This window comes from Acinetobacter sp. WU_MDCI_Abxc222, from assembly GCF_025514755.1.
Lineage (GTDB): Bacteria > Pseudomonadota > Gammaproteobacteria > Pseudomonadales > Moraxellaceae > Acinetobacter > Acinetobacter geminorum.
In genome coordinates this window covers 39,794-62,370 of sequence record NZ_JAHPVG010000007.1, presented here as the reverse complement: position 1 = coordinate 62,370, position 22,577 = coordinate 39,794, and the positions used below count along the sequence as shown (strand labels likewise).

Sequence of the window (22,577 nt, the reverse complement as noted above, 5' to 3'; positions counted from 1 at the left end):
GCACTCCTTTGATTTATAAAATTAATCAAAAGAAACTTTTGGAGCCTGTTGTGCGGATGCTTCTGCAGAGAAATTGGCTTTTGGATGCATACCAATTACTTTTGCTGTTACTGCCTGCGGGAACTGACGCACATATGAGTTATAGTCTTGTACTGTTGTAATATAACGATTACGTGCCACAGCAATACGGTTTTCCGTACCTTCAAGCTGAACTTGTAATTCTTGGAATTGAGTATTGGCCTTCAAATCCGGGTAATTTTCCGAAACAGCAATGAGTCGAGATAATGCCCCTGTTAATTGACTTTGAGCCTGTTGATATTTTTCAAGTAAAGCAGGATCTTCTAAAACTTCTTTATCAACTTTTAAACCTGCAACATTAGAACGTGCCTGAGTTACTTCGGTTAATACTTGCTCTTCATGCTTAGCATAGCCTTTAACGACGTTTACAAGGTTTGGTACCAAATCTGAACGACGTTGATATTGGTTCTGTACTTCAGACCACGCTGCTGTTACAGCCTCATCTTTTACTTGTAGAGTGTTATAGCCACATCCCGAAAACAGTAAGGTACTGGCAAGTGTTGTTGCGATCGCAAATTGTTTCAACGTTTTCATCGTCACATTATCCTCAAGTTTTTCTTTATATTTTTAACCTCTTTACCTGATTGTATGATGAATTAGACATTATTGTGTTGCTTTTATTTTATTGATTTTAAAAAACCGGACTTTTAAATCCGGTTATCTATTAGATTAATCGCTGATCTTTTTCTTATTCAAAACTTGCCATTTGATATTCTTCTGCTAAAGAGCTTTTCCAATAATTAACCATCCTGCCATAATCTTTTTGACTCGGATGAAAGTCTTTTTTGTAATATGCGAAGTATTCAGGCATTAACTGAATAAGCATCTTCATCAGCAAATATAATCCAAATAAATTACCCCCGATTTTAGGTAAGCTATTCCATTTGTCTTGCCAAAATAAACGAGTTGTCCCATAAAAAGCGAGACTCGCAAATCCTGTAGTGACGCTGCGCATGAGTAAACGACGGATACGATCATCACCATATACATGTTGATAGACATCAAATGCAACTGAACGGTGTTCAATTTCTTCAATCGCATGCCATACCCAAAGTTTTAGCGCATCTTCATCTAGGGTTTTTAATAACTCTGGATGTTGTAAGACATATCCCCCAAGTAAAGCAGTGAAATGTTCAAATGCACAGGTCAACGCCAATTGCAGCTTAGGTGGAATTGTTCTTAAATATTTATCGCGTTCATTTAGCCAATTTTGAAAACTGTCCAGATTATAATCATCATGTCGCCAAGCTTCATTAAACTCACTATGGGCTTTGGAATGCATGGCCTCTTGTCCAATGAAAGCCGCAATTTGTGCTTGTAGCTGAGGATCTGAGACTTTATCACGCACATTACGTACGCTATTTACAAAAAATTGCTCACCTACTGGAAACGTTGATGAGAGTGCAGTTAAAAAATGTGACATGAGGGGTGAATTTGCAAAATAGTGCCGCTTGATCGCCTTTGGATTAAATTCAAGACGACGCACTGTAATACCCAACGCTTTTCGACGATTTAAATATGATTTTTCTGCCGTCATACCTGCGATGTTCATATTCAACACCTACTGTATTGAAGAAGGAAGTTTCGAGTATGTCGCGAGCTTAAAAAGCTAAAAAGGGCAAAAAAGCTTATTATATTTGCCAAAAACATCAAAGTGACTAATGGTAGACAATAAAAAAGCCTACTTGAAGTAGGCTTTTTTCAGTTATTTAACAAATTAATTTATTAAACACCAAGGTAGTCTAAAATGCCTTCAGCAGCTTGACGACCTTCCCAAATCGCAGTCACAACAAGGTCTGAGCCACGCACCATATCACCGCCAGCAAAGATTTTCGGGTTTGATGTCTGGAATTTGAATTCTTGCTTTTCAGCTGCGACAACACGGCCTGAACCATCAAGATTGATATTTACATTACCAAACCAGTCTGCTGGGCTTGGGCGAAAACCGAAAGCAAGTAAAACTGCATCAGCTGGTAATACTTCTTCAGAACCCGGAATTGGCTCAGGGCTACGACGGCCACGACTATCTGGTTCACCCATTTGTGTCGTTACCACTTTTACGCCTGTCACCTTGCCATTTTCACCAACAATTTCGACTGGTTGACGATTGAATAGGAATTTAACACCCTCTTCGTAGGCATTTTTTACTTCTCGCGCAGAGCCTGGCATGTTGCTTTCATCACGGCGGTATGCACAAGTTACATCGTGAGCACCTTGGCGTAAAGAAGTACGGTTACAGTCCATAGCGGTATCACCACCACCTAGAACAATAACTTTTTTACCATCTAAGCTGATGTATTCACTTGGATCTTTTTCCCAACCTTGGCAACGGTTCACGTTAGAGATTAAGAAATCAAGCGCATCATAAACACCATCAAGATCTTCACCCGGGAAACCACCTTTCATGTAGGTATAAGTACCCATACCCATGAATACAGCATCATATTCTGCAAGTAATTCATCAATCGTGATGTCTTTACCAATTTCAGTATTTAAACGGAATTCGATGCCCATACCCGTGAAGATTTCACGGCGGCGTTTCATCACATCCTTTTCCATTTTAAATTCTGGAATACCAAATGTAAGTAAGCCACCAATTTCAGGACGCTTATCAAATACAACTGGTTTAACACCACCGCGAGCTAGAATATCCGCACAGCCTAAACCTGCTGGACCGGCACCAATAATTGCAACTTTTTTGTCAGTCCATTTTACACCTGACATATCTGGACGCCAGCCTAAAGCAAAAGCTGTGTCGTTGATATATTTTTCAGCATTACCAATGGTTACTGCACCAAAACCATCATTTAAGGTACAAGCACCTTCACACAAACGGTCTTGTGGGCATACGCGACCACATACCTCAGGTAGTGTGTTCGTTTGGTGACAAAGCTCAGCAGCTTGGAAAATTTGGCCTTCAGCAATCAGTTTTAACCAGTTTGGAATGTAGTTATGTACAGGACATTTCCATTCACAATATGGGTTACCACAGCCTAAACAACGGTGAGTCTGATTAGTGACAGTTTCCGATGTAAAAGGTTTATAAATTTCCACAAATTCTGCTTTGCGGACAGTAATATCTTTTTTCTCTGGATCTTGGCGTGGTACATCCAGAAATTGAAAGTCATTATTTAGGCGTTCTGCCATGTCTCTCTCCGTGGGTAGGCGCGGATTTCCTTGTTGCCCGCACCTGCCTATGTCTTTGCAGTCGTGGAATTATTGTGGGTCAGCTTGTGTTGTTTTCAAAAGCGTTTGCAAATTAGCAGCTTTTGGTTTCACAAGCCAGAATTTACGGCTGTAGAAATCGAACTCATTGCGGATTTTATAAGCCCAAGCACTACCTGTTTCTTTGATATGCTCATCGATAATACGCAACAAGAACTCTTTATGATCTTCCATAGATTCTGTTGAGATACGATTTAAATCAATTAACTCGTGGTTGTAGTAATCTACGAAGTCATTATCGAGGTCAAGTACATAAGCAAAACCACCAGTCATGCCCGCACCAAAGTTATGGCCTACTTTACCAAGTACAGTCACAACACCACCTGTCATATATTCACAGCAGTGATCACCCGCACCTTCGATTACTGCAAACGCACCAGAGTTACGAACTGCAAAACGCTCACCCGCTGTACCTGCTGCAAAAAGCTTACCGCCAGTCGCGCCATACAAACAGGTATTACCAATAATTGCTGTATTTTGTGTTTGGAAAGGTGAACCTTGTGGTGGGAAAATCGAAATACGACCACCCGCCATACCTTTACCTACATAGTCGTTTGCATCACCTTCAAGACGGATGTGTAAACCACCAGCATTCCAAACACCAAGAGACTGACCAGCTGTACCGGTTAAGTTCATTACAACTGGATGAGCTTCCATACCCAAGTTGCCGTAGCGACGAGCAATTTCACCCGAAACACGAGCACCGATTGAGCGGTCACAGTTCACGACGTTGAAGTTGAACTGACCACCAGCGCTTGACTCAATTGCAGGAAGCATTTCAGCGACCATTCTCTCAGCCAATACACCTTTATCAAATGGTGCATTACCTTCCACTTGACAGTATTGTGCTTTACCTTCGGCAGAAGGATGCGAAGTTAATAGAGCACTTAAATCAAGGTGAGCATGTTTTTCAGTTTCACCTGGTAATACTTCAAGCAAATCAACACGACCAATTAAGTCTTTCAATGAAGAAACACCTAATGCAGCCAACCATTCACGAGTTTCTTCCGCGATAAAGTGGAAGAAGTTGATGAGCATTTCTGGCTCGCCAATGTAGTGTTCTTGACGCAAATGATCTTGTTGAGTTGCAACACCGGTTGCACAGTTATTTAAGTGACAAATACGGAGGTATTTACAACCTAAAGCGATCATTGGTGTTGAACCAAAGCCGAAACTTTCAGCACCTAAAATTGCTGCCTTGATCACATCAAGACCAGTTTTTAAACCACCATCAGTTTGTACACGTACTTTTCCACGCAAGTCATTTACACGAAGTGCTTGGTGCGCCTCACTCAAACCTAATTCCCACGGAGAACCCGCGTGGTGAATTGAAGAAAGTGGAGATGCAGCCGTACCGCCGTCATAACCTGAAATGGTAATGAAGTCTGCATAAGCTTTTGCAACACCAGCAGCAATCGTACCTACACCCGGCTCAGATACCAATTTCACCGATACCATTGCTTTCGGGTTAACTTGTTTCAAGTCAAAAATTAACTGAGACAAATCTTCAATTGAGTAAATGTCGTGATGTGGAGGAGGTGAAATTAGCGTTACACCCGGTACTGAGTAACGTAAACGTGCGATTAAACCATTTACTTTACCACCCGGTAACTGACCACCCTCACCCGGTTTTGCACCTTGAGCAACTTTAATTTGCAATACTTCAGCAGAAGTTAGGTAGGCAGGAGTTACACCAAAACGACCAGATGCGATCTGTTTGATTTTCGAGTTACGAATTGTGCCGTAACGAACAGGATCTTCACCGCCTTCACCAGAGTTAGAACGACCACCAATCGTGTTCATCGCGATTGCAATTGCTTCATGTGCTTCTGGAGAAAGAGCGCCTAAAGACATCCCTGCCGAGTCAAAACGAGGCAAGATATCTCCAACTGATTCAACTTGTTCAACTGGAATTGAGTTCGTTGTTTTTAACTTAAATAAGTCACGAATAGTCGCTACTGGACGATTATTCACCAGCTCAGCATATTCTTTAAAGTCTTCGTATTTACCAGAGCGAACGGCTTTGTGTAATGCGTTAATCACATCTGGGTTGAACGCATGGTACTCTTTATCAAATACAAATTTAAGTAAACCACCTTGATCAATTGGCTTACGATTTGACCAAGCTGTCGCTGCTAATTTTTTCTGGTCTTTTTCAAGGTCAGCAAATGTTGCACCCTGAATACGGCTTGGAACACCTAAGAAGCACTGATCTACCACTTCTGATGATAAACCTACTGCTTCAAATAGCTGACCGCCACGATAAGAAGCAACTGTAGAGATACCCATTTTTGAAAGAACTTTTAATAAGCCTTTCTCAATACCTTTACGGAAGTTTGCTTGCGCATGAATTGGGTCACCTAAAAGCTCACCTTTAGCAATCAAGTCATTGATCACATCATATGCAAGGTATGGGTAAACAGCGGTTGCACCAAAACCAAGTAATACCGCAAATTGATGCGGATCACGTGCAAAACCAGTTTCAACCATGATGTTTGCATCAGTACGCAAGCCAGTTTTGATGAGGTAATGATGTACCGCACCTGTTGCAAGTGCTGCGTTTGCTGGCAGTAAACCTTGATGGATATTTTTGTCTGTTAAAACAATTAAAGTTTTGCCATCACGAACCGCTTGCGCTGCTTCTTCACAGATACGCGTGATCGCAGCTTGCAAGCCTTCTTCTTCGGCATAGTTTAAATTGATATCAACTGCTTCATAACCCGGACGCTCGATGCTACGGATTTGCTGCATTTTTGAATTTGACAATACAGGGCTAGAGATGATGATACGGTCAGCATGCTCAGGGCCTTGCTCAAATACATTCTGCTCACGACCTAAACAGGTTTCAAGCGACATTACAATTGACTCACGTAGCGGGTCAATCGGCGGGTTTGTCACTTGAGCAAACTGTTGACGGAAGTAATCTGTCACGTGGCGTACTTGACGAGACAATACAGCCATTGGCGTATCATCACCCATAGAACCTACAGCTTCTTGTCCACTTTCAGCAATTGGACGTAACAACTGGTCGCGCTCTTCAAATGTCACCATAAACATTTTTTGAGCCGTTTTTAAAGCATCGCCAGTTAAGCCTTTATCTACTAATTGTTCTTCAAGTTCTGGGTTTGCATTTAAACGAATCGCATGATCACGTAACCACTCACGGTACGGACGCATATTTTTCAAATGTGTACTAACATCTTTAGTATCAAGTACTTTACCTGTTAAGGTATCAACTACCAAAATTTGGCCAGGACCTACACGACCTTTAGAAACTACGTCTTCAGGCTCATAACCCCAAACACCGATTTCAGATGCCAAGGTAATGTAATCATTTTTGGTAATTACCCAACGCGCAGGACGCAAGCCGTTACGGTCAAGCATACAGATCGCATGACGGCCATCTTGAATAACAAGACCAGCTGGGCCATCCCAAGCTTCCATATGTTTAGAGTTGAACTCATAGAATGCGCGTAAGTCTGCATCTAAAGTTTCTACGTTTTGCCAAGCTGGTGGTACGAGCATACGCAATGCACGGAATAAATCCATACCACCACCGACTAAGATCTCAAGCATGTTATCTAAGCTTGAAGAATCCGAACCTGTACGGTTAACGATTGGGTTAAGCTCGGTAAGACCTGGTAATAATGGGTTCTCAAATTTAGGAGTACGCGCCAACGCCCAGTTACGGTTTGCTGTAATTGTGTTGATTTCACCATTATGAGCAAGGTAACGGAACGGCTGAGCCAACGGCCAACGCGGTAATGTATTAGTAGAGAAGCGTTGGTGGAATACCACGATATGTGATTTTAAGCGCTCATCTGCTAAGTCTGTATAGAACTCAGCAATTGCAGCCGGCATCATCAAGCCTTTATAGCTGATTACTGTCGAACAAAGTGTAGTCACATAGAATGAAGGATCATTTTGTAATTGTTGTTCTGCACGACGACGTGCCAAGAATAATTTACGGTTAAATTCGACTTCAGTCACACCCATTGGACAGTTCACAATGACCTGTTCAAAAGCTGGTAAAGATTGAAGCGCAATTTCACCTAGTGCATCGTTATTTGTAGGGACAACACGCCAAGCCAGTACACGTAAGCCATCTGACTCGATTTCTTTCGTTAAAATATTTTTAGAATGTTGCGCTAATGCCGGATCAGTATTTAAAAATACAGTACCCACAGCAAAAATTTCACTCAGTGTAATATCACTCAGTTTTTTTGCTTCATCACGGAAAAATTGCTTTGGCATCGCCAATAATAAGCCGCAACCATCTCCCGTCTTGCCATCTGCGGCAATACCACCACGGTGCGTCATGCAACTTAAACTGTGAATCGCGGTTTCAACTAGATGATGACTTGATTCACCCTTCATATGGGCAATCAGTCCAAAACCACAGTTATCCTTAAACTCATCAGGCTGATATAAACCTTGAGCGGGAGCTACAGTATTAGGCGATGGCATGTGCATAGCGTACCCTTCTTTCAATAAGGCTCTTTCGAGCGTCAAACAAACAACTTCTTTTTGCGATAGTGCCTACGGACGACAGTTAGCTCAATGTTTCACAAAAAAAATTTTTGGGCTGATAAGCCAATATACGCTGTTCCATTTTTACGTACACTGGTTTTTGCTAGAAAAATGTTTTGACTTATTTCGCACTCTTTTAAAGCAGTTCGACCCCTCGACTCTGCATAGAATTTACTCTTTAGAGCGCTAAAATAGTTTACAGCACATTAATAAGCACAAGAATAAAGCAAAAACTATGCCAACGTTATTTTTTACACCTAAGTATTTATAATTGTTAAAGATAGATAGGTTTTATTCGCGCTATCATTTTAATAAATGACTAAATATGCACCACAGGTGATCAAAAAATATATATAATTATTATTGTTGCACCATATTTGTGCAACAAATCCTTATAATTAATTGCCTCGCGTGCCCTCATTTGTTGCATTTTTTACTGTAGGCTCTGTTATACGATTCTGTTGAGCCTTTTTAGGCACATCAACTGCCGAATTAGACTGATGTACATCCACAACATTTCCCTCAGCATCTCGACGAATAATTGTTGTTCGAGTTGTAGAGTTTGTTGCAGGAGCAGCCACTTTAGGTTGTGTATTCGCAGCTCCACTTACGCCAGTCCCTATGAGTAAAGACTCATCAATTTTAGGCAAGGCAGCTGGACGTAAACGCACTTCATAAGTTTGACTCATTCCACCTTTCATTTCATCCGCACCTAAATCATTGACTAATGGTGCATAAGTTGAAAATTGTTGTGGTTGAGGTTTGATTGACTCAGGTAAATCAAGATTCAGTTGAGTTAATTGCTGAATTGCATCTTCAGAACGTTTAAATACACCATAAGTCAAAACATATTGTTCAGATTGCTTATCTCCACTTAAACGGAAGTAGATAAATTTATTTCGCTCTGGACGATTTTTTAAAAAGTTTTTAATAATATCTTCATCAGACGCACGAAAAAGCTCAAGCGTCCATTGTTTCTTGTTTTCATTGATAAACTTTGTACCGCGAAACTCTGCCTCATGCTGACCAGACGCAACCGTACGGGTTGTTAAATCAAGAGGCCTCACTTCATCAGCTAGTGCCCCTAAATTTGCAGTTGTTGCTACCTTCTCTGGCTGGATTTGTACTGGGGCATCTGAATCAGCTGCTTTTTCAACTTCGACAAGCTTTTTACTATCAGTCATTACCCAGAAAATAAAAGCCAGAAACAAGCAGACAATACCACCCACCAACCAGATATATTGTTGAACATTCTGCCAAAGTGTACGTGATACAGTCATGTGTTACCTTAATTTATTATCCGTGTTGATTCGCCAAAATAGCTTGTTTCATGAGTTCAACATCAAAGTCCTTAGTAATTACTGCTTGACCAAGTTGTTTTAACAACACCAAACGTAATTGACCATTGAGAACTTTTTTATCATGCGCCATATATCCAAGGAATTCATCCAATGGAATTTTTGGACATGATATCGGCAAATTAGCGCGTTGAATAATTTTTTTTGTACGCTCTACATCATCGCTTGAAATCCAACCTAAACGTTGTGATAAATCAGCCGCCATCACCATGCCTGTCGCTACTGCTTCACCGTGCAACCAAGTGCCATAGCCAAGGTAGGATTCAATCGCATGACCGAAAGTATGGCCCAAGTTGAGTAAAGCTCGTTCGCCTTGTTCTTTTTCATCGTTAGCAACAATACGTGCTTTATGGGCACATGAACGATAAACAGCTTCCGCTAAAAGGCTAGCATCTCGTTCAATTAAACCATCCATATTCTGTTCTAACCAAACGAGAAAATCAGCATCTCCCAACAAAGCATATTTAATAACTTCTGATAATCCAGCAGATAACTCTCGATCAGGTAAAGTATTGAGTTGAGCCATATCAGCCAAAACAACTTGAGGTTGCTGAAATGCGCCCAGCATATTTTTACCGAGTGGATGATTAATACCGGTTTTACCACCCACACTTGAATCTACTTGTGAAAGGAGCGTAGTTGGAACCTGAACAAAATAAACACCGCGCTGGAAACATGCCGATGCAAAGCCAGCCATATCACCAATAACACCACCACCTAAAGCTAAAACCGTACAATCACGATTAAAACCAGCTTCAAGTAAAGCATCAAAAATCAAATTTAGATGTTGAATATCTTTATATTTCTCACCATCCGGCAAAATACAAGTCGCTACAGTTTTACCCAAACTTTTTAAAGCATCTTGATAATGAGATAAATATAAAGGTCCGACCGTTTCATTACTCACGATCATGACCTGTTGACCATGGAGATAAGGCTCAAGCAACTGTTTCGGATCAAGTTGACTGCCAATAAAAATAGGATAACGGCGTTCGCCTAATTCAACATGTAAAGTTTGCATGAGTTTATAAAACCACAAGTAAGTTTGGCTATTTTAGCGGGTTGGACAAAATAAGTTGCAAAATCTTTTGAGCAAGATCACGAGCAGCACCCTGATTGGTTTCAATCGTGTAATGAGCAACTTCACGATATAAAGGGTCACGTATTTTTAACAAATCTCGTAATTTTTGTTCAGGGTTTTCAACTTGTAATAAAGGTCTGTTTTTATCGCGGTAGGTCCGCTGTAATTGTAATTCTACAGGAGTGTAAAGATAAACAACGATACCACGTTGCTTTAGAAATTCGCGATTAGGTGCTTGAGTAATCGCACCTCCCCCTGTCGCCAACACCAAGGCCTTACGGGAAGTCAACTCATTTAACACTACAGTTTCACGAGTACGAAAACCTAACTCCCCTTCTTTCTCAAAAATCCAAGGAATAGTGGCGCCTGTTTTGCGTTCAATTTCATGATCACTATCTAAAAAATCACGCCCTAATATTTCGGCTAAATGACGTCCAACGGTTGTTTTTCCTGCCCCCATGGGCCCTACCAAATAAATATTTGGCAGGGTTTCAAACGCTTTGCTTGGCAAGGCGCCACCTATTTCAATTGCTTTCATTGAAAAATATATTAATGATTTCTCACCAAAGTGTCATTAACAATTCGTGGCGTAACGAAAATCAATAACTCTTGCTTATCATCAGATTTCACATCTTTTCTAAATAAACGTCCAACTACAGGCAGATCTCCAAAGAAAGGAACTTTGGTTTGTGAGTTAGAAGTTACCTGTTCAAATACTCCACCTAAAATAACGGTTTCCCCATTATTGACGAGCACATTAGTGTTAATCTGATTTTTATTCAAAATTAATTCGCCATTAGGAGCCTTATCAGCAACTGAATCTTTCGAAATATCCAATTTCATTTGAATTTTGCCATCAGGTGTAATGCTCGGAGTAACATCCAAACTTAAAAGCGCATCTTTAAAAGAGGTACTTGCTGTGGCACCCGCGGCAGAATTAGTCGTAGTTTGATATGGAACTTGCTGACCAGTTGCAACTTTAGCTCGTTGTTTATCTGCAGTCATAACTTTTGGCGTTGAAATAACCTCACCATAACCATCTGCCTGCAATGCTGACAACTCTAAATCTAACATAAAATCAGACATACTGATTAAACTAAAAGCTATGCTACTAGCTCCAGCCGATGTAACACCTAAATCAACGTTTAAATTATCTGGCCGCTCAATCGTGTATTTCCCGTCGTCATCCGGTTCTCTTAAATTCCAAAGCGTTGTATCACTACCACCCACCAGCAAATTATTATTACTGTTTACCCCTTGGGATAGTATTCCCCATTTAACGCCGAGCTCTTTAGTAAAAGAAGTAGATGCTCTTACAATTCGCGCCTCAACCATAACCTGTTTAACTTGCACATCCAGCAGATCAATCATTTTACGAATTTGATCAATCGACTGTGCTGTATCATTAATAATTAAGGTATTCGTACGGTCATCTTGAGTAATCGTCCCACGTGGACTTAATAAACTTCCTACGTTATTACCCAAACTATCAACACCAGTATTTAAATTAGTAGATGTAGAATTTCCACCATCAGATGTGCGCTGCATACCATTACCATTATTTGAACCTTGAGTAATTAAACTCATAATGTCCTGAGCCTGCGCATATTTAAGTTGAATGTATTCAGTTTGCAATGGCGCCAGCTTGACACTCTGCGCGACAGCTTTTGCTTCTTCTTCTTCAGCCTTAATTAATTCTGCAACTGGCGCAATCCAAATTACATTCCCATTTCTGCGTTTATCTAGATTTTTGGTCTTTAAAATAATATCAAGTGCCTGATCCCAAGGTACATCTTTTAGACGTAAAGTGATGTTACCTTGTACGCTATCAGCCGCAACCATATTAATGCCAGTAAAATCAGCGAGCAGTTGTAAAACGCGGCGGACTTCAATATCTTGAAAATCAAGAGAAAGTTTATTACCAGAATAATGAGGTGTCTTGTATAAAGAGGTTACATTTTTATCCTGAGGACGCTTTAGGCTAATAGTTAATTTATTTTCTGCCTGATAAGCCATATATTCATAGCTACCAGTAGATTGAATCGTAATAACACCATTGCCTTTATCATTATAAGATTCAATGGTCGAAACAGGCGTTGCAAAATCATTTACATTTAAGCGCTTAGCTAAATGCGTGGGAATTTTAGAACCTAATGTTTTTACTACAACTTTGCTACCTTGTTGTTGCACATCAACAGGAGTATTACTTCCCAACAGGTCAATAACGATGAGGCCTTCCCCTTGACTACCACGTTGGAAGCCAATATTTGAAACACCTTGGGATTGCATCGTACTTGTTGATACAGGTTTAACTGTGGCTTGTGTAGAATTAATCTTTAAAATAAAAGTGTTACCTTCAATACGAGTTGTAAAAGCACCAGCTTCTTTCAAATTTACAGTTAAGCGTGAACGCTGATCATCAGAGCTTACATCGACCGAACTTGCTTCATTCGTACCAATCGCTACTTTTGACTGTGTGAGATTCTGCTGCGCTTTATTAAAATCCAAAATCAAACGTGAAGGATTCTCAAGCTGATATGCCTGTGGTTGCGGCGGCAAACCATTAAACATAATCCTAATTTCTGTACCCTGTCCCGCTATTTGTGTCGGTACAATATTGGTCATGCTGACCTGTGCAGATGCAACCTGCATAACTGCAATCGCTACAGCCCCCATCGAAAACTGACGGAATACGTGATTCATTGTCTAACCATCCCCAATAAATAATCTTTAAAAATAATTTTTTCTTTGTTATTCCCTAAAATTCTAGGGCGCAGGTCCAATTAACACTAAGGTTCTTGGTCTCTCCACATAACCTTCTCGCCCATCAGGAACAATTTCTACCAGATCAATCTGAGTCGGCCCAATATGGGTAATACGACCTTGATTCATCCCAATATAGTTCCCTACCTGCACTCGCTCAATTTGGTGATCAGGCGTTTGGATCAGAGCCATGACTTGTCCACGACTGTTACGCATGCTTCCTTTCATATTTAAGGACTCTAATGCATAGCTTTCGAGTGGCTGTGGTGCTCGTGAGAAATTCGGATATACTCGTTTCCCCGCCATAATTTTGAGCTCAGCAGCAAGTGAGCTTGGTAAAAATGGGCTCTTTAACTGATGGGCTGCATAATTAAACTGTGGCACAGGAGTAAAAACAGGTGCTGGTTCTATGGCTTGTGGTGGTTGATTACGTATATCGGCCATTTGTTGATTTACAGCGTCGATTCTCGACTCACATCCAGCTAAAGCCAAGCCAACCCCTAGAGAAAGTAAAATTTTCTTTAGTTTCATTAGTTATCCTCCTACTTTCGCTTTGACTTCTTTATAGAAGGAATATGTACATTACGGCTATCGGAGGCATTTATCTGACTTTCACCATTTATCACTTGAGGATCACTATTATTTTGGTTTTCAACCGCGCCCATATAGCGATAAGTTTTTGCTTTGATAGAATAATTAAGTACAGGAATATCTGATTTACCATCCTTAACAGGAGCAGCTTCAACAACAAAATCATGCATCGTCACAATACGTGGTAATGCCGCAATACTGCTAACAAAAGCACCGAAAGCGTGATAATCCCCAGTTGCTTCAATAGTAATAGGCTGTTCAATAAAAATTTCCTGCTTCACTTCATCTTCTAAGCGGATATTTTTAAACTTCAGACCAGAATTCACCCCCGTTAAGTTAATATCTTCAACTAAACTTGGAATTTCGGTTTCTTTTGGCAATTGTTCTAACTGCTGATTGAAGTTGGCTTGCATCTCTTGAAGTTGAAGCTGATATTGTTGCAAGTTGCGTAATTTTGAGTCTTTTTCTCGAAACTCATTTAATAAATTACTTTCTTGTGCTTGGGCATTATCAATTGCTTGTAACTTTGGTTGAATAGCAACAAAATACCCCAAAGCCAATACAGCAAAGAAAATAAAAATCCAACACGTAATTTTCACAGATAATGGCCAGCTGCCATAACTGTTCATATCGAGCGTGTTAAATTGCTGAAGAAATTTTTCTAAGGTGATCTTTTTTTTCTTAGATGGAGCTTGTTCTAAAGACAGTTCATGAAGTTCATCAGGACTCATTTTGCCACCTCCTTATCCGTACCTACAGACGTATTGGCGGTATCATCTGTTGTAGTCACCCCCATTTCCCCCACATCAACAGTAACAACAAAACTGCCATAGCTATCTTCAACTCTAGGAAGCAAAGAACTCACAGCCTTATCTTTTTTCTCTTCGGTCGCCAAAAAAGAATTCATAAAAGCGTTGCGATACCATGGTGATGCCTCGAGATTACGTAATAACTCTGCAACAGTATTTGGACTTTCCGCTTTACCTTCGATGGTGAATTTATCTCCAGTTCGACTAAATTTAGTCAAATACATGGCTGCAGGAGTCACACGAACCAATTCATCCACTAAACGTACAACAACTGGACGCTGGCTTTGCAATCCTTGGATGAGCTTCATACGCTCAATAATTGCGTCACGCTGTTCTTGCAAGCCATTTAAGGTTTTAAGTTGTTGATCTAGATTCTGGTTTGTACTGATGATGAGCTGATTTGCTTGTTCTTGATCATTTAATTTTTGATTCAAATAAAACCACCCTGAAAATACAGTGGTTATCCCCAAAAAAACGACCCCAAGACATAAAATAATAAATTGTTTTTTACGCTGCTCCCTAAGACCATCTCGCCAAGGGAGTAAATTAATTGTTGCCATTAATCAAAACTCCTTAAAGCCAAGCCACATGCCACCATTAATGAAGAAGCATCATTTTCAATTTTTTGAATGTCGACTTGAGGAGAGAAACCCATTTGTAAAAACGGGTTGGCAATAGTGACTCGGTAACCAAGTTTTTGCTGCAACAATTTAGCAAGCCCTGGAATGTTGGCATTACCACCCGCTAGCAAAATATGGTCAATTTCATTGAATTGGGATGAAGAGAAGAAAAATTGTAGAGATCTAGCCGCTTGCTGAACTACAGCATCTAAAAATGGTTCTAAGATTTCGATGTCATAATCATCTGGCAAAGAACGTTCTTTTTTAGCACGCCCCGCTTCTTCTAATGACAAACCATAACGACTTTGAATTTCCAAAGTAAGCTGTTTACCACCAAAGACTTGTTCTCGGGTATAAATGATTTTGCCATTTTGCATAACCGATAATGTGGTCATGGTATGACCAATATCTAAAATACCAATGGTATTTGCACCCATGGGCAAGCTATCAGCAAATACACTAAAAGCTCGCTCGACAGCATAACTTTCAACATCAGCAAGCTTAGGCGTTAAATCAACCAGTTCCAGTACTTCTACGCGTGTTTCAACATTTTCTGTTCGTGTTGCAACTAAAAGTACATTCACACGATTTGGATTCGGCAGTCGATCTGGTAAAACCTCAAAATCAAGGCTCACCTCATCCAAAGGGAACGGTATATATTGCTCCGCATCTAATCGAATCTGAACTTCACGTTCATCATCGTTCATATCTGCATCCATTTCGATGGTTTTATGGATAACCGTCGATGTTGGAACAGCAATTGCAGCGTTAGTGGTGTGGGGATTTGCTAAATTCATCGCCCGTTCTAAAGCTTCTGCAACTGCTTCTGGATTCAAGATATTTTTTTCAACTACACTGTTCTCAGGTAAAGGCGTCAAAGCATAGCTTTCTACCCAATATTTACCGTTCTTAACAGAGAGCTCTAACAACTTAACAGAAGTCGAACTAATATCGACGCCCATTAACCCCTTATTCGGTTTACGATATAACCTGAGCACACTATTGTCCTATTATTTTTTTATCCCCAAAAAAAATTACAAACCAATAATCTCGGTCTTTATTTTTACACGGATACAATATCTCATCTAACAATCCGCATGTCTAAAGGCTATACTGACCACAATTAGTTTGTATTCGATCTTATTAAAGCTTACTTATCATGAAAAAGCTATCCAGTTTGGGCTTCGTACGTCCAATTTTTTTGATCATTATTATTATCTTAGTCTCACTTCCGATGGGCTTTTATGGCATGTATCTCTATATCGCCCCATCGCTTCCAGAAATGAGTTCACTAAAAAAAGCTCCCCTTTTAAAACCATTACAGGTCTACACTTCAGACAATCAACTGATTGCCGAGTACGGTGGTAAGCTTTCTATTCCTGTTGAATACAAACAAATCCCTCCTGCTTTTATTCATGCATTTTTAGCAGCAGAAGACTCTTCTTTCTTTGAACATAGCGGGATCAGTTTTAAGGGTTTAGGTCGTGCTTTGAGCGAAAGTGTGACGGGTTCAGATGTGCAAACTGGTGGTTCAACAATCACTATGCAAGTTGCAAAGAACTATTATTTGAGTCCAGAAAGAACCCTAAAACGTAAAATAACCGAAATCTTTTTGGCTCGAAAAATTGAGCAAAATTTATCTAAAGAAGAAATTCTCAGCCTCTATGTGAATAAAATCTTCTTAGGGAAAAATGCGTATGGTATCGCGGCAGCAGCCAAAATTTATTACAACAAAAGCATTAATGAGCTCAGCATTGCTCAAATGGCGATGATCGCTGGTTTGCCCAAAGCACCATCTAAATATAACCCTGTAGTTAATCCAGAACGCGCTCTCGAACGACGCAACTGGATTTTAGGCCGTATGTTACAGCTAGGTTATATTTCTCAAGCAGAATATCAAAAAGGTGTAGCAGAACCGATTAACCTAAACATGCCCAATCGGGATTTAAACAATATTCATCCCTATGCTGGTGAAATGGTTCGTTCAGAACTTGTAAAGCATTTTGGTGAACAAGCCATTGATTCTGGCTATAAAGTCTACACAACAATTAATGCTAAACGCCAAGCGATTGCAGAAAAAGCTGTGCAAGATGGCCTTGAAGCTTATGACCGTCGTCATGGCTGGCGTGGTGCAGAAGCACATGACAAACCATTAAGTGAATTTAGAGCATATGCCAACACTTATCCTGCACAAGTTACTAAGGTAAATAGCAGCTCTTTTGAAGCATTAATGCAAGATGGTTCAACTGTTACTGTTCAGTGGTCAGGCATGTCATGGGCACGCCCCTATCGCAATGCAAATAGCGTAGGTGGCGCTCCTTCACGTGCATCTCAAATTGTTAAAGTTAAAGATATTGTTCGTTTACGCCCAAATGACAATAAAACAGCTTGGTCTTTAGTTCAGGTTCCAAAAGTTCAAGGTCAACTCATTGCAATTAACCCGAATGATGGGTCAATTGAAGCAATTGTAGGTGGCTATAACTTCTACCAATCAAAATTTAACCGTGCCTTACAAGGCTGGCGTCAACCGGGTTCTACAATCAAGCCTTTCCTCTATGCTTTAGCATTAGAAAGAGGCATGACACCGTATAGCATGGTGAATGATAGCCCTATTACGATTGGCAAATGGACACCGCGAAACTCTGATGGCCGTTACTTAGGCATGATCCCATTACGTCGTGCTTTGTATTTGTCTCGTAATACCGTATCAGTAAGACTTCTACAAACAGTGGGTATTGAACGTACTCGTCAGTTATTCATGGATTTTGGTTTACAGGAAGACCAAATTCCACGTAACTACACCATTGCCTTAGGTACTCCTCAAGTACTACCAATTCAGATGGCAACTGGTTATGCAACGTTTGCAAATGGCGGTTACCGTGTTCAACCTCATTTCATTCAACGTATTGAAGATGCTTATGGCAAAGTAATTTATGAAGCTAAACCAGAATACGCATGTATTCCATGTATTAACGCGCCTGACACAACAGATAATGAGCAAAAGGCTAAAACAACCGATGATGAAGTCATCGAAGTTACAAATAAAGACGTAGAGCAGAACGAAAAGGCCGCTAAGCAGCTTAATCTTAAACAGACTGATAAAAACAACAGTCAATATCGCCAAGCTCAACGTATTTTAAAATCAAGCTCTGCTTACGATATGGCGAACATCTTACGTGATGTAATTGAGCATGGTACAGGTCGTGCTGCGCTTAAAATTGGCCGTAGTGATTTAGGTGGTAAAACAGGTACTACGAATGATGCAAAAGATGCATGGTTTGCAGGTTTCAACGGCAAGTTAGTGACTGTAGCATGGGTTGGATTTGACCAACCGACCACGCTTGGTCGCCGTGAATATGGTGGTATTGCTGCATTACCAATCTGGATTAACTTTATGGGGCAAGCATTGCAAGGTACGCCAGCAGCTTGGGTTCGCTTAGATAAAGATGCTCAAGGCCCTATTTCCCGTGACAAACAACAAACCGTTACTGAAGTAGGCGATAAGAAAACTTATCGTGCGGCTCCACCACTGGCACGTCCGCTCTATCGTCCAGCACCGCCTCAACCAAAACTGAGCAATGACAATGACTTTTCCGATTTACCAGGTGAAGAAATTGTTATTCCATCTAAAGCTGCACCTCCTGCTATGAAACCTTCACAGGAGCCTGTGCCTAAGCGTGAAAAAGATGAACTAGAAAATCTGATTAATCAGATTGAATAGCAAAAAAGAAGCCATCATCAGATGGCTTCTTTTTTGCGCTCTTAAAATAGATCATTAGATGGCTTTTTTATTGCGTTTCTGAAAAACATAAATTTGAAAAGACGCCGTTACTTCTAATTGCGATTGTTGCTCTAACTGCAAGCGACGCTCGGGAGAAGCCTTATAGGCATAAGGCGTCATAGCAATCAGATTTTTTAAGGCCTGTTGATCAAGCACAAAAGGCGCATCAACAATTTGCTCTTGCTTTAGCTCAAACAAATCTTGCAGCTGCTCTACGAACTTTTTTGGTGTATGTGGGTTCACTTGCTCAAATAAAGCTTCACGCATGGCATACAAATGTTCAGAAGCAGGCGTAACAACAATTAAATAGCCATCATCTTTTAAAACACGCGCAATTTCTGCTTGCGGAATTGGGCTAAATAAACTGGTACAAGCATCCATACTCTGATCTAGCACAGGTAAAGTTGCTCCTGTTCCCACCACCCAAGTTACTTCAGTGTTGAGTTTTGCCGCACGTTGTACCGCGTTTTTTGCAATATCAACTCCAACACACTGCTCAACAACTTGCTGCATAGCACTTGTATAGTAGCCCTCACCACATCCGATATCGAGTATTGCTTTTACATCTAGTTGCTTTAATAAAGCGACTACAGCCTGTTGTAAAGGCTGATAATAACCACTTTGCAGAAAAGCTCGTCGCGCATCTACTGACTCGGGTGTATCCCCTGGGTTTTTACTATGTTTATGTTGCACCACATGTAAATTGACATAGCCTTGTTTAGCTACATCATAACTATGTCCTTGCTCACATCGCCAAGTTCGTTCAGTTAAATTCAGGGACTGACGACACACAGGACACATTAAAACTTGCTTAGCCACTTTTAATTATTCTCTTGTTCTTTTTGTTGTAAATAAGTCTTTGCGTGTAGTCCCACAAAGGTGCGACCTGCATTTGTTCCATTAATCCATTCATCGACCTGAAACAAATCAAACAGACCTACTTTAACTAAAGTTGGAATTGCGATCTTTAACTCTTCCTCAATTTGCCCTCTTTGTCCTGCATTATATAATTCAATATTGTGCAGCATTGTCGCTACAGTTCCTGTTTGAACCTGACTTCCATCTTTAAGTACAACTTGAGGTAATACTTCGCCCTCTCCAACTACTTTTTGATTAATCACAGATAATTGGTCTAGACCAGCAACTTTTGTCATTCACCTCTCCAATAAAAAAAGCCAGTAGAACTGGCTTTATATTGACACTAAAATAAGATCTATCGCAATTTTAAAGTCATTAGACCTAAAACTACTAATATAATTGTAATAATCCAAAAACGGATCACAACTTGCGTTTCTTTCCAGCCCTGCTTTTCATAGTGATGATGTAGCGGTGCCATTAAGAACACACGTTTATTACGCATACGCAAAGAGCCAATTTGTAAGAATACAGATACCGCCTCCATTACAAATACACCGCCCATAATTGCAAATACGATTTCTTGACGAACCATAACTGCAATTGTTCCAAGCATCGCACCTAAAGCTAAAGCACCGACATCACCCATAAATACTTGAGCAGGGTGCGCGTTATACCAAAGGAATGCTAAACCTGCACCAATCATGGCAGAACAGATTACTACGAGTTCAGATGTATATTTCACATATGGAATATGTAAATAGTTAGCGAAACGGATGTCACCAGATAAGTAAGCAAATACGCCTAAGCCCGTAGCTACCATGACAACCGGCATGATTGCCAAGCCATCTAAACCATCTGTTAAGTTAACAGCGTTAGAAGCACCATTAATCACCAGATAGGTAAATACAATAAATGCCAAACCTAAAGGAACAATTGAGAGTGGAATTGAAAGATTCTTAAAGAATGGAATCAATAAATCCAGCATGTTTGCGGTATGTTCTGCATTGGACTGTTGAGTTGCGATTAAATATAACGCAATACCAGCACCCAGCGATGCAACAGAAGTCCAGAAAAACTTCTTACGTGCAGGTAATCCCGCATTGTCTTTATAGCGAATTTTAATCCAGTCATCTGCCCAGCCTACGGCACCGAACACAACCATTACACCAAGCACAATCCAGACATAAGGGTTAGACAAATCAGCCCACAGCAAAGTACTAATACCAATTGAGAGCAGAATTAAAATCCCACCCATCGTTGGTGTACCCATTTTTTTAGCATGATTTTCAGGAGCAAACGAACTTACTGCCTGACCGTATTTTAACGCTTGTAATTTACGAATCATGATCGGTCCAAGGACCAGACCAATGGTCAGTGAAGTTAATACACTGAGTAAAGAACGTAATGTTAAATAACGAACGACCTGAAACGAGCTGTGATAGCCCGCAAGTTGTTCAAACAACCATAACAGCATTTAAAGTTTCTCCATCAAATCAGCCATCAACGTTTCCATATGAGTAAAGCGAGAACCTTTAAACAGGAAACTCATGGACTGTGGTTGATGTGTTTGGATTAGATTGATTAAAAATGGAAGCGCCTCAGCTTGTGTCTGAAATGCTTCCACTTTATTAGAATGAGAGTCTGCACCCTCGAGAGCCGCTGAAGCAAATTGCCCAACCGCAATAATATGATCTAAAGGAAGCTCGGCAAGATCACGACCTAAATCATGATGCTCTTGCCAACTACTATCACCTAACTCACCAATATCCCCCATGACCATCACTTTTACGCCTTGTTGCTGTAACAATACTTGTGCAGCAGCGCGCATAGAAGTCGGATTGGCATTGTAGGTATCATCAATAAATAAGTAAGGTGACTTTTGAATAAAGTTAAGACGACCTTTGGCTCCCTGAGCTTGCTCTAAACCTTGGACAATATCTTCTAGCCCAATACCAATCGCTAAAGCAAAAGCTACAGCTGCGGTCGCATTTTGAACATTATGCTCACCCGCAAAAGGAAGTTTAACTGCACTACTACCTTGCGGTGTATGAAGGTTAAAATTCGTTGATTGAGGCAATAATTCCACATCTGTTGCATAGACATCACCACCTACACCAAATGTAGAAATACGATGAGCTTTTGCAGCATCAAGAATTTCAGCAGTGAAGTCATCTTGTTTTGGCACGATTGCAACGCCATTTGGTAAAATATGACGATAAATTTCCGATTTAGCGCGGCAAATACCTTCACGGCCACCAAATTCGCCTAAATGAGCTGTACCAATATTTAATATGCCCGCAACATGAGGCTGAACGAGTTGTGATGTGTAATCAATCTCGCCTTGATGGCTTGCGCCCAACTCCATCACCGCATATTGATGTTCCTTGCGAAGCTCGAGCAACATCATTGGTACACCAAGGTCATTGTTTAAATTGCCTCGGGTGATTAGTGTCGGTGCTAAACGCGACAATATACTTCCCAGCATTTCTTTGGTTGTAGTTTTACCGCTACTCCCCGTTAAGGCAATTACCTTTAATTGTGAGTTTTGCTCACGGCGATACGCTCCTAATTGCCCTAAAGCCAATCGGGTATCTGCAACAACGAGTTGTGCAATATCTACATCTAGCGGACGTTCAACGATAGCTATTTGACAACCATTTGCAGCAACTTGTGTAACGAAATCATGCGCATCGAAACGCTCACCTTTTAGTGCTAAAAAGGCATCCCCAGTTTCCGCATGACGCGAGTCCGTCAAAATACGTTTAATTTCAGTTTGAGGGATCTGATCTTTATGCCAGTAGCCCTGTGTTGCCTGTTGTAATTGTTGAGCTGTCCACGGTTCCAAAGGTACGGTACTGGTGGTTGAAGTATGCATAATTTGTC

At 40.6% G+C, this 22,577-nt stretch carries 17 protein-coding genes; 1 reads left to right on the top strand and 16 read right to left on the bottom strand.

Annotated elements, in window-relative coordinates:
• Window positions 1-21: 21 nt before the first annotated feature.
• The 12 genes from KTJ10_RS11995 to KTJ10_RS11940 form a co-directional block, all read right to left on the bottom strand.
• Window positions 22-612, bottom strand: coding sequence for a LemA family protein (locus KTJ10_RS11995; protein ID WP_002117090.1), 591 nt, complete (start codon window positions 610-612; stop codon window positions 22-24).
• Window positions 613-766: 154 nt separating this feature from the next.
• Window positions 767-1,630, bottom strand: a complete 864-nt coding sequence (locus KTJ10_RS11990; protein WP_126645966.1) for a metal-dependent hydrolase — start codon at window positions 1,628-1,630, stop codon at window positions 767-769.
• A 173-nt stretch (window positions 1,631-1,803) separates the two neighbouring features.
• Window positions 1,804-3,225: a glutamate synthase subunit beta gene (locus tag KTJ10_RS11985; protein ID WP_002117101.1), complete on the bottom strand. Its 1,422-nt coding sequence runs from the start codon at window positions 3,223-3,225 to the stop codon at window positions 1,804-1,806.
• Window positions 3,226-3,294: 69 nt separating this feature from the next.
• Entirely contained in the window at window positions 3,295-7,770 is a 4,476-nt protein-coding gene (gene gltB, locus KTJ10_RS11980; RefSeq protein ID WP_262442137.1) for a glutamate synthase large subunit, read from the bottom strand.
• Between the two features lie 461 nt (window positions 7,771-8,231).
• Entirely contained in the window at window positions 8,232-9,113 is an 882-nt protein-coding gene (locus KTJ10_RS11975; RefSeq protein WP_262442103.1) for a hypothetical protein, read from the bottom strand.
• A gap of 16 nt (window positions 9,114-9,129) precedes the next feature.
• On the bottom strand, window positions 9,130-10,212 hold the full coding sequence (gene aroB / locus KTJ10_RS11970; protein WP_262442102.1) for a 3-dehydroquinate synthase: 1,083 nt from the start codon (window positions 10,210-10,212) through the stop codon (window positions 9,130-9,132).
• Between the two features lie 28 nt (window positions 10,213-10,240).
• Window positions 10,241-10,810, bottom strand: coding sequence for a shikimate kinase AroK (gene aroK, locus KTJ10_RS11965; protein WP_086264798.1), 570 nt, complete (start codon window positions 10,808-10,810; stop codon window positions 10,241-10,243).
• A gap of 11 nt (window positions 10,811-10,821) precedes the next feature.
• Window positions 10,822-12,975, bottom strand: a complete 2,154-nt coding sequence (gene pilQ, locus KTJ10_RS11960; RefSeq protein WP_262442101.1) for a type IV pilus secretin PilQ — start codon at window positions 12,973-12,975, stop codon at window positions 10,822-10,824.
• Window positions 12,976-13,038: 63 nt separating this feature from the next.
• A complete protein-coding gene (locus tag KTJ10_RS11955; RefSeq protein ID WP_262442100.1) occupies window positions 13,039-13,566 on the bottom strand; it encodes a pilus assembly protein PilP in 528 nt (175 codons plus the stop codon).
• A gap of 11 nt (window positions 13,567-13,577) precedes the next feature.
• Window positions 13,578-14,357 carry a type 4a pilus biogenesis protein PilO gene (locus tag KTJ10_RS11950; RefSeq protein ID WP_032036611.1) on the bottom strand — a complete coding sequence of 260 codons (780 nt, stop codon included), beginning with the start codon at window positions 14,355-14,357 and terminating at the stop codon, window positions 13,578-13,580.
• Window positions 14,354-14,995, bottom strand: a complete 642-nt coding sequence (locus tag KTJ10_RS11945; protein WP_262442099.1) for a PilN domain-containing protein — start codon at window positions 14,993-14,995, stop codon at window positions 14,354-14,356. The genes KTJ10_RS11950 and KTJ10_RS11945 overlap by 4 nt, the downstream gene beginning before the upstream one ends.
• Complete coding sequence (locus KTJ10_RS11940) at window positions 14,995-16,053, bottom strand: pilus assembly protein PilM (RefSeq protein ID WP_199964076.1); 1,059 nt, start codon at window positions 16,051-16,053, stop codon at window positions 14,995-14,997. Before KTJ10_RS11940 ends, KTJ10_RS11945 begins: the two co-directional genes overlap by 1 nt.
• A gap of 161 nt (window positions 16,054-16,214) precedes the next feature.
• Between KTJ10_RS11940 and ponA the strand changes: the two genes are divergently transcribed.
• Window positions 16,215-18,776 (top strand): penicillin-binding protein PBP1a, encoded by a 2,562-nt coding sequence (gene ponA / locus KTJ10_RS11935; protein ID WP_199977019.1) that lies wholly within the window; start codon window positions 16,215-16,217, stop codon window positions 18,774-18,776.
• Window positions 18,777-18,830: 54 nt separating this feature from the next.
• Here ponA and KTJ10_RS11930 read toward each other — a convergent pair whose 3' ends face one another.
• From KTJ10_RS11930 to KTJ10_RS11915, 4 genes are read right to left on the bottom strand one after another with little or no spacing between them, the layout of a single operon-like run.
• Window positions 18,831-19,655, bottom strand: coding sequence for a putative RNA methyltransferase (locus KTJ10_RS11930; protein WP_262442098.1), 825 nt, complete (start codon window positions 19,653-19,655; stop codon window positions 18,831-18,833).
• Window positions 19,656-19,657: 2 nt separating this feature from the next.
• Window positions 19,658-19,990 carry a hypothetical protein gene (locus tag KTJ10_RS11925; protein WP_002116981.1) on the bottom strand — a complete coding sequence of 111 codons (333 nt, stop codon included), beginning with the start codon at window positions 19,988-19,990 and terminating at the stop codon, window positions 19,658-19,660.
• Window positions 19,991-20,049: 59 nt separating this feature from the next.
• Window positions 20,050-21,168, bottom strand: coding sequence for a phospho-N-acetylmuramoyl-pentapeptide-transferase (gene mraY / locus KTJ10_RS11920; protein WP_002116751.1), 1,119 nt, complete (start codon window positions 21,166-21,168; stop codon window positions 20,050-20,052).
• Complete coding sequence (locus KTJ10_RS11915) at window positions 21,169-22,569, bottom strand: UDP-N-acetylmuramoyl-tripeptide--D-alanyl-D-alanine ligase (RefSeq protein ID WP_262442097.1); 1,401 nt, start codon at window positions 22,567-22,569, stop codon at window positions 21,169-21,171.
• Window positions 22,570-22,577 lie beyond the last annotated feature (8 nt).

Bases quoted from the DNA above. Each gene is read 5' to 3' on its own strand.
- KTJ10_RS11990 (WP_126645966.1), bottom strand. From the start codon at position 1,630: ATGAACATCGCAGGTATGACGGCAGAAAAATCATATTTAAATCGTCGA.
- KTJ10_RS11915 (WP_262442097.1), bottom strand. From the start codon at position 22,569: ATGCATACTTCAACCACCAGTACCGTACCTTTGGAACCGTGGACAGCT.
- KTJ10_RS11925 (WP_002116981.1), bottom strand. From the start codon at position 19,990: ATGACAAAAGTTGCTGGTCTAGACCAATTATCTGTGATTAATCAAAAA.
- mraY (WP_002116751.1), bottom strand. From the start codon at position 21,168: ATGCTGTTATGGTTGTTTGAACAACTTGCGGGCTATCACAGCTCGTTT.
- pilQ (WP_262442101.1), bottom strand. From the start codon at position 12,975: ATGAATCACGTATTCCGTCAGTTTTCGATGGGGGCTGTAGCGATTGCA.
- KTJ10_RS11985 (WP_002117101.1), bottom strand. From the start codon at position 3,225: ATGGCAGAACGCCTAAATAATGACTTTCAATTTCTGGATGTACCACGC.
- aroK (WP_086264798.1), bottom strand. From the start codon at position 10,810: ATGAAAGCAATTGAAATAGGTGGCGCCTTGCCAAGCAAAGCGTTTGAA.
- KTJ10_RS11975 (WP_262442103.1), bottom strand. From the start codon at position 9,113: ATGACTGTATCACGTACACTTTGGCAGAATGTTCAACAATATATCTGG.
- KTJ10_RS11995 (WP_002117090.1), bottom strand. From the start codon at position 612: ATGAAAACGTTGAAACAATTTGCGATCGCAACAACACTTGCCAGTACC.
- KTJ10_RS11945 (WP_262442099.1), bottom strand. From the start codon at position 14,995: ATGGCAACAATTAATTTACTCCCTTGGCGAGATGGTCTTAGGGAGCAG.
- ponA (WP_199977019.1), top strand. From the start codon at position 16,215: ATGAAAAAGCTATCCAGTTTGGGCTTCGTACGTCCAATTTTTTTGATC.
- KTJ10_RS11955 (WP_262442100.1), bottom strand. From the start codon at position 13,566: ATGAAACTAAAGAAAATTTTACTTTCTCTAGGGGTTGGCTTGGCTTTA.
- gltB (WP_262442137.1), bottom strand. From the start codon at position 7,770: ATGCCATCGCCTAATACTGTAGCTCCCGCTCAAGGTTTATATCAGCCT.
- KTJ10_RS11950 (WP_032036611.1), bottom strand. From the start codon at position 14,357: ATGAGTCCTGATGAACTTCATGAACTGTCTTTAGAACAAGCTCCATCT.
- aroB (WP_262442102.1), bottom strand. From the start codon at position 10,212: ATGCAAACTTTACATGTTGAATTAGGCGAACGCCGTTATCCTATTTTT.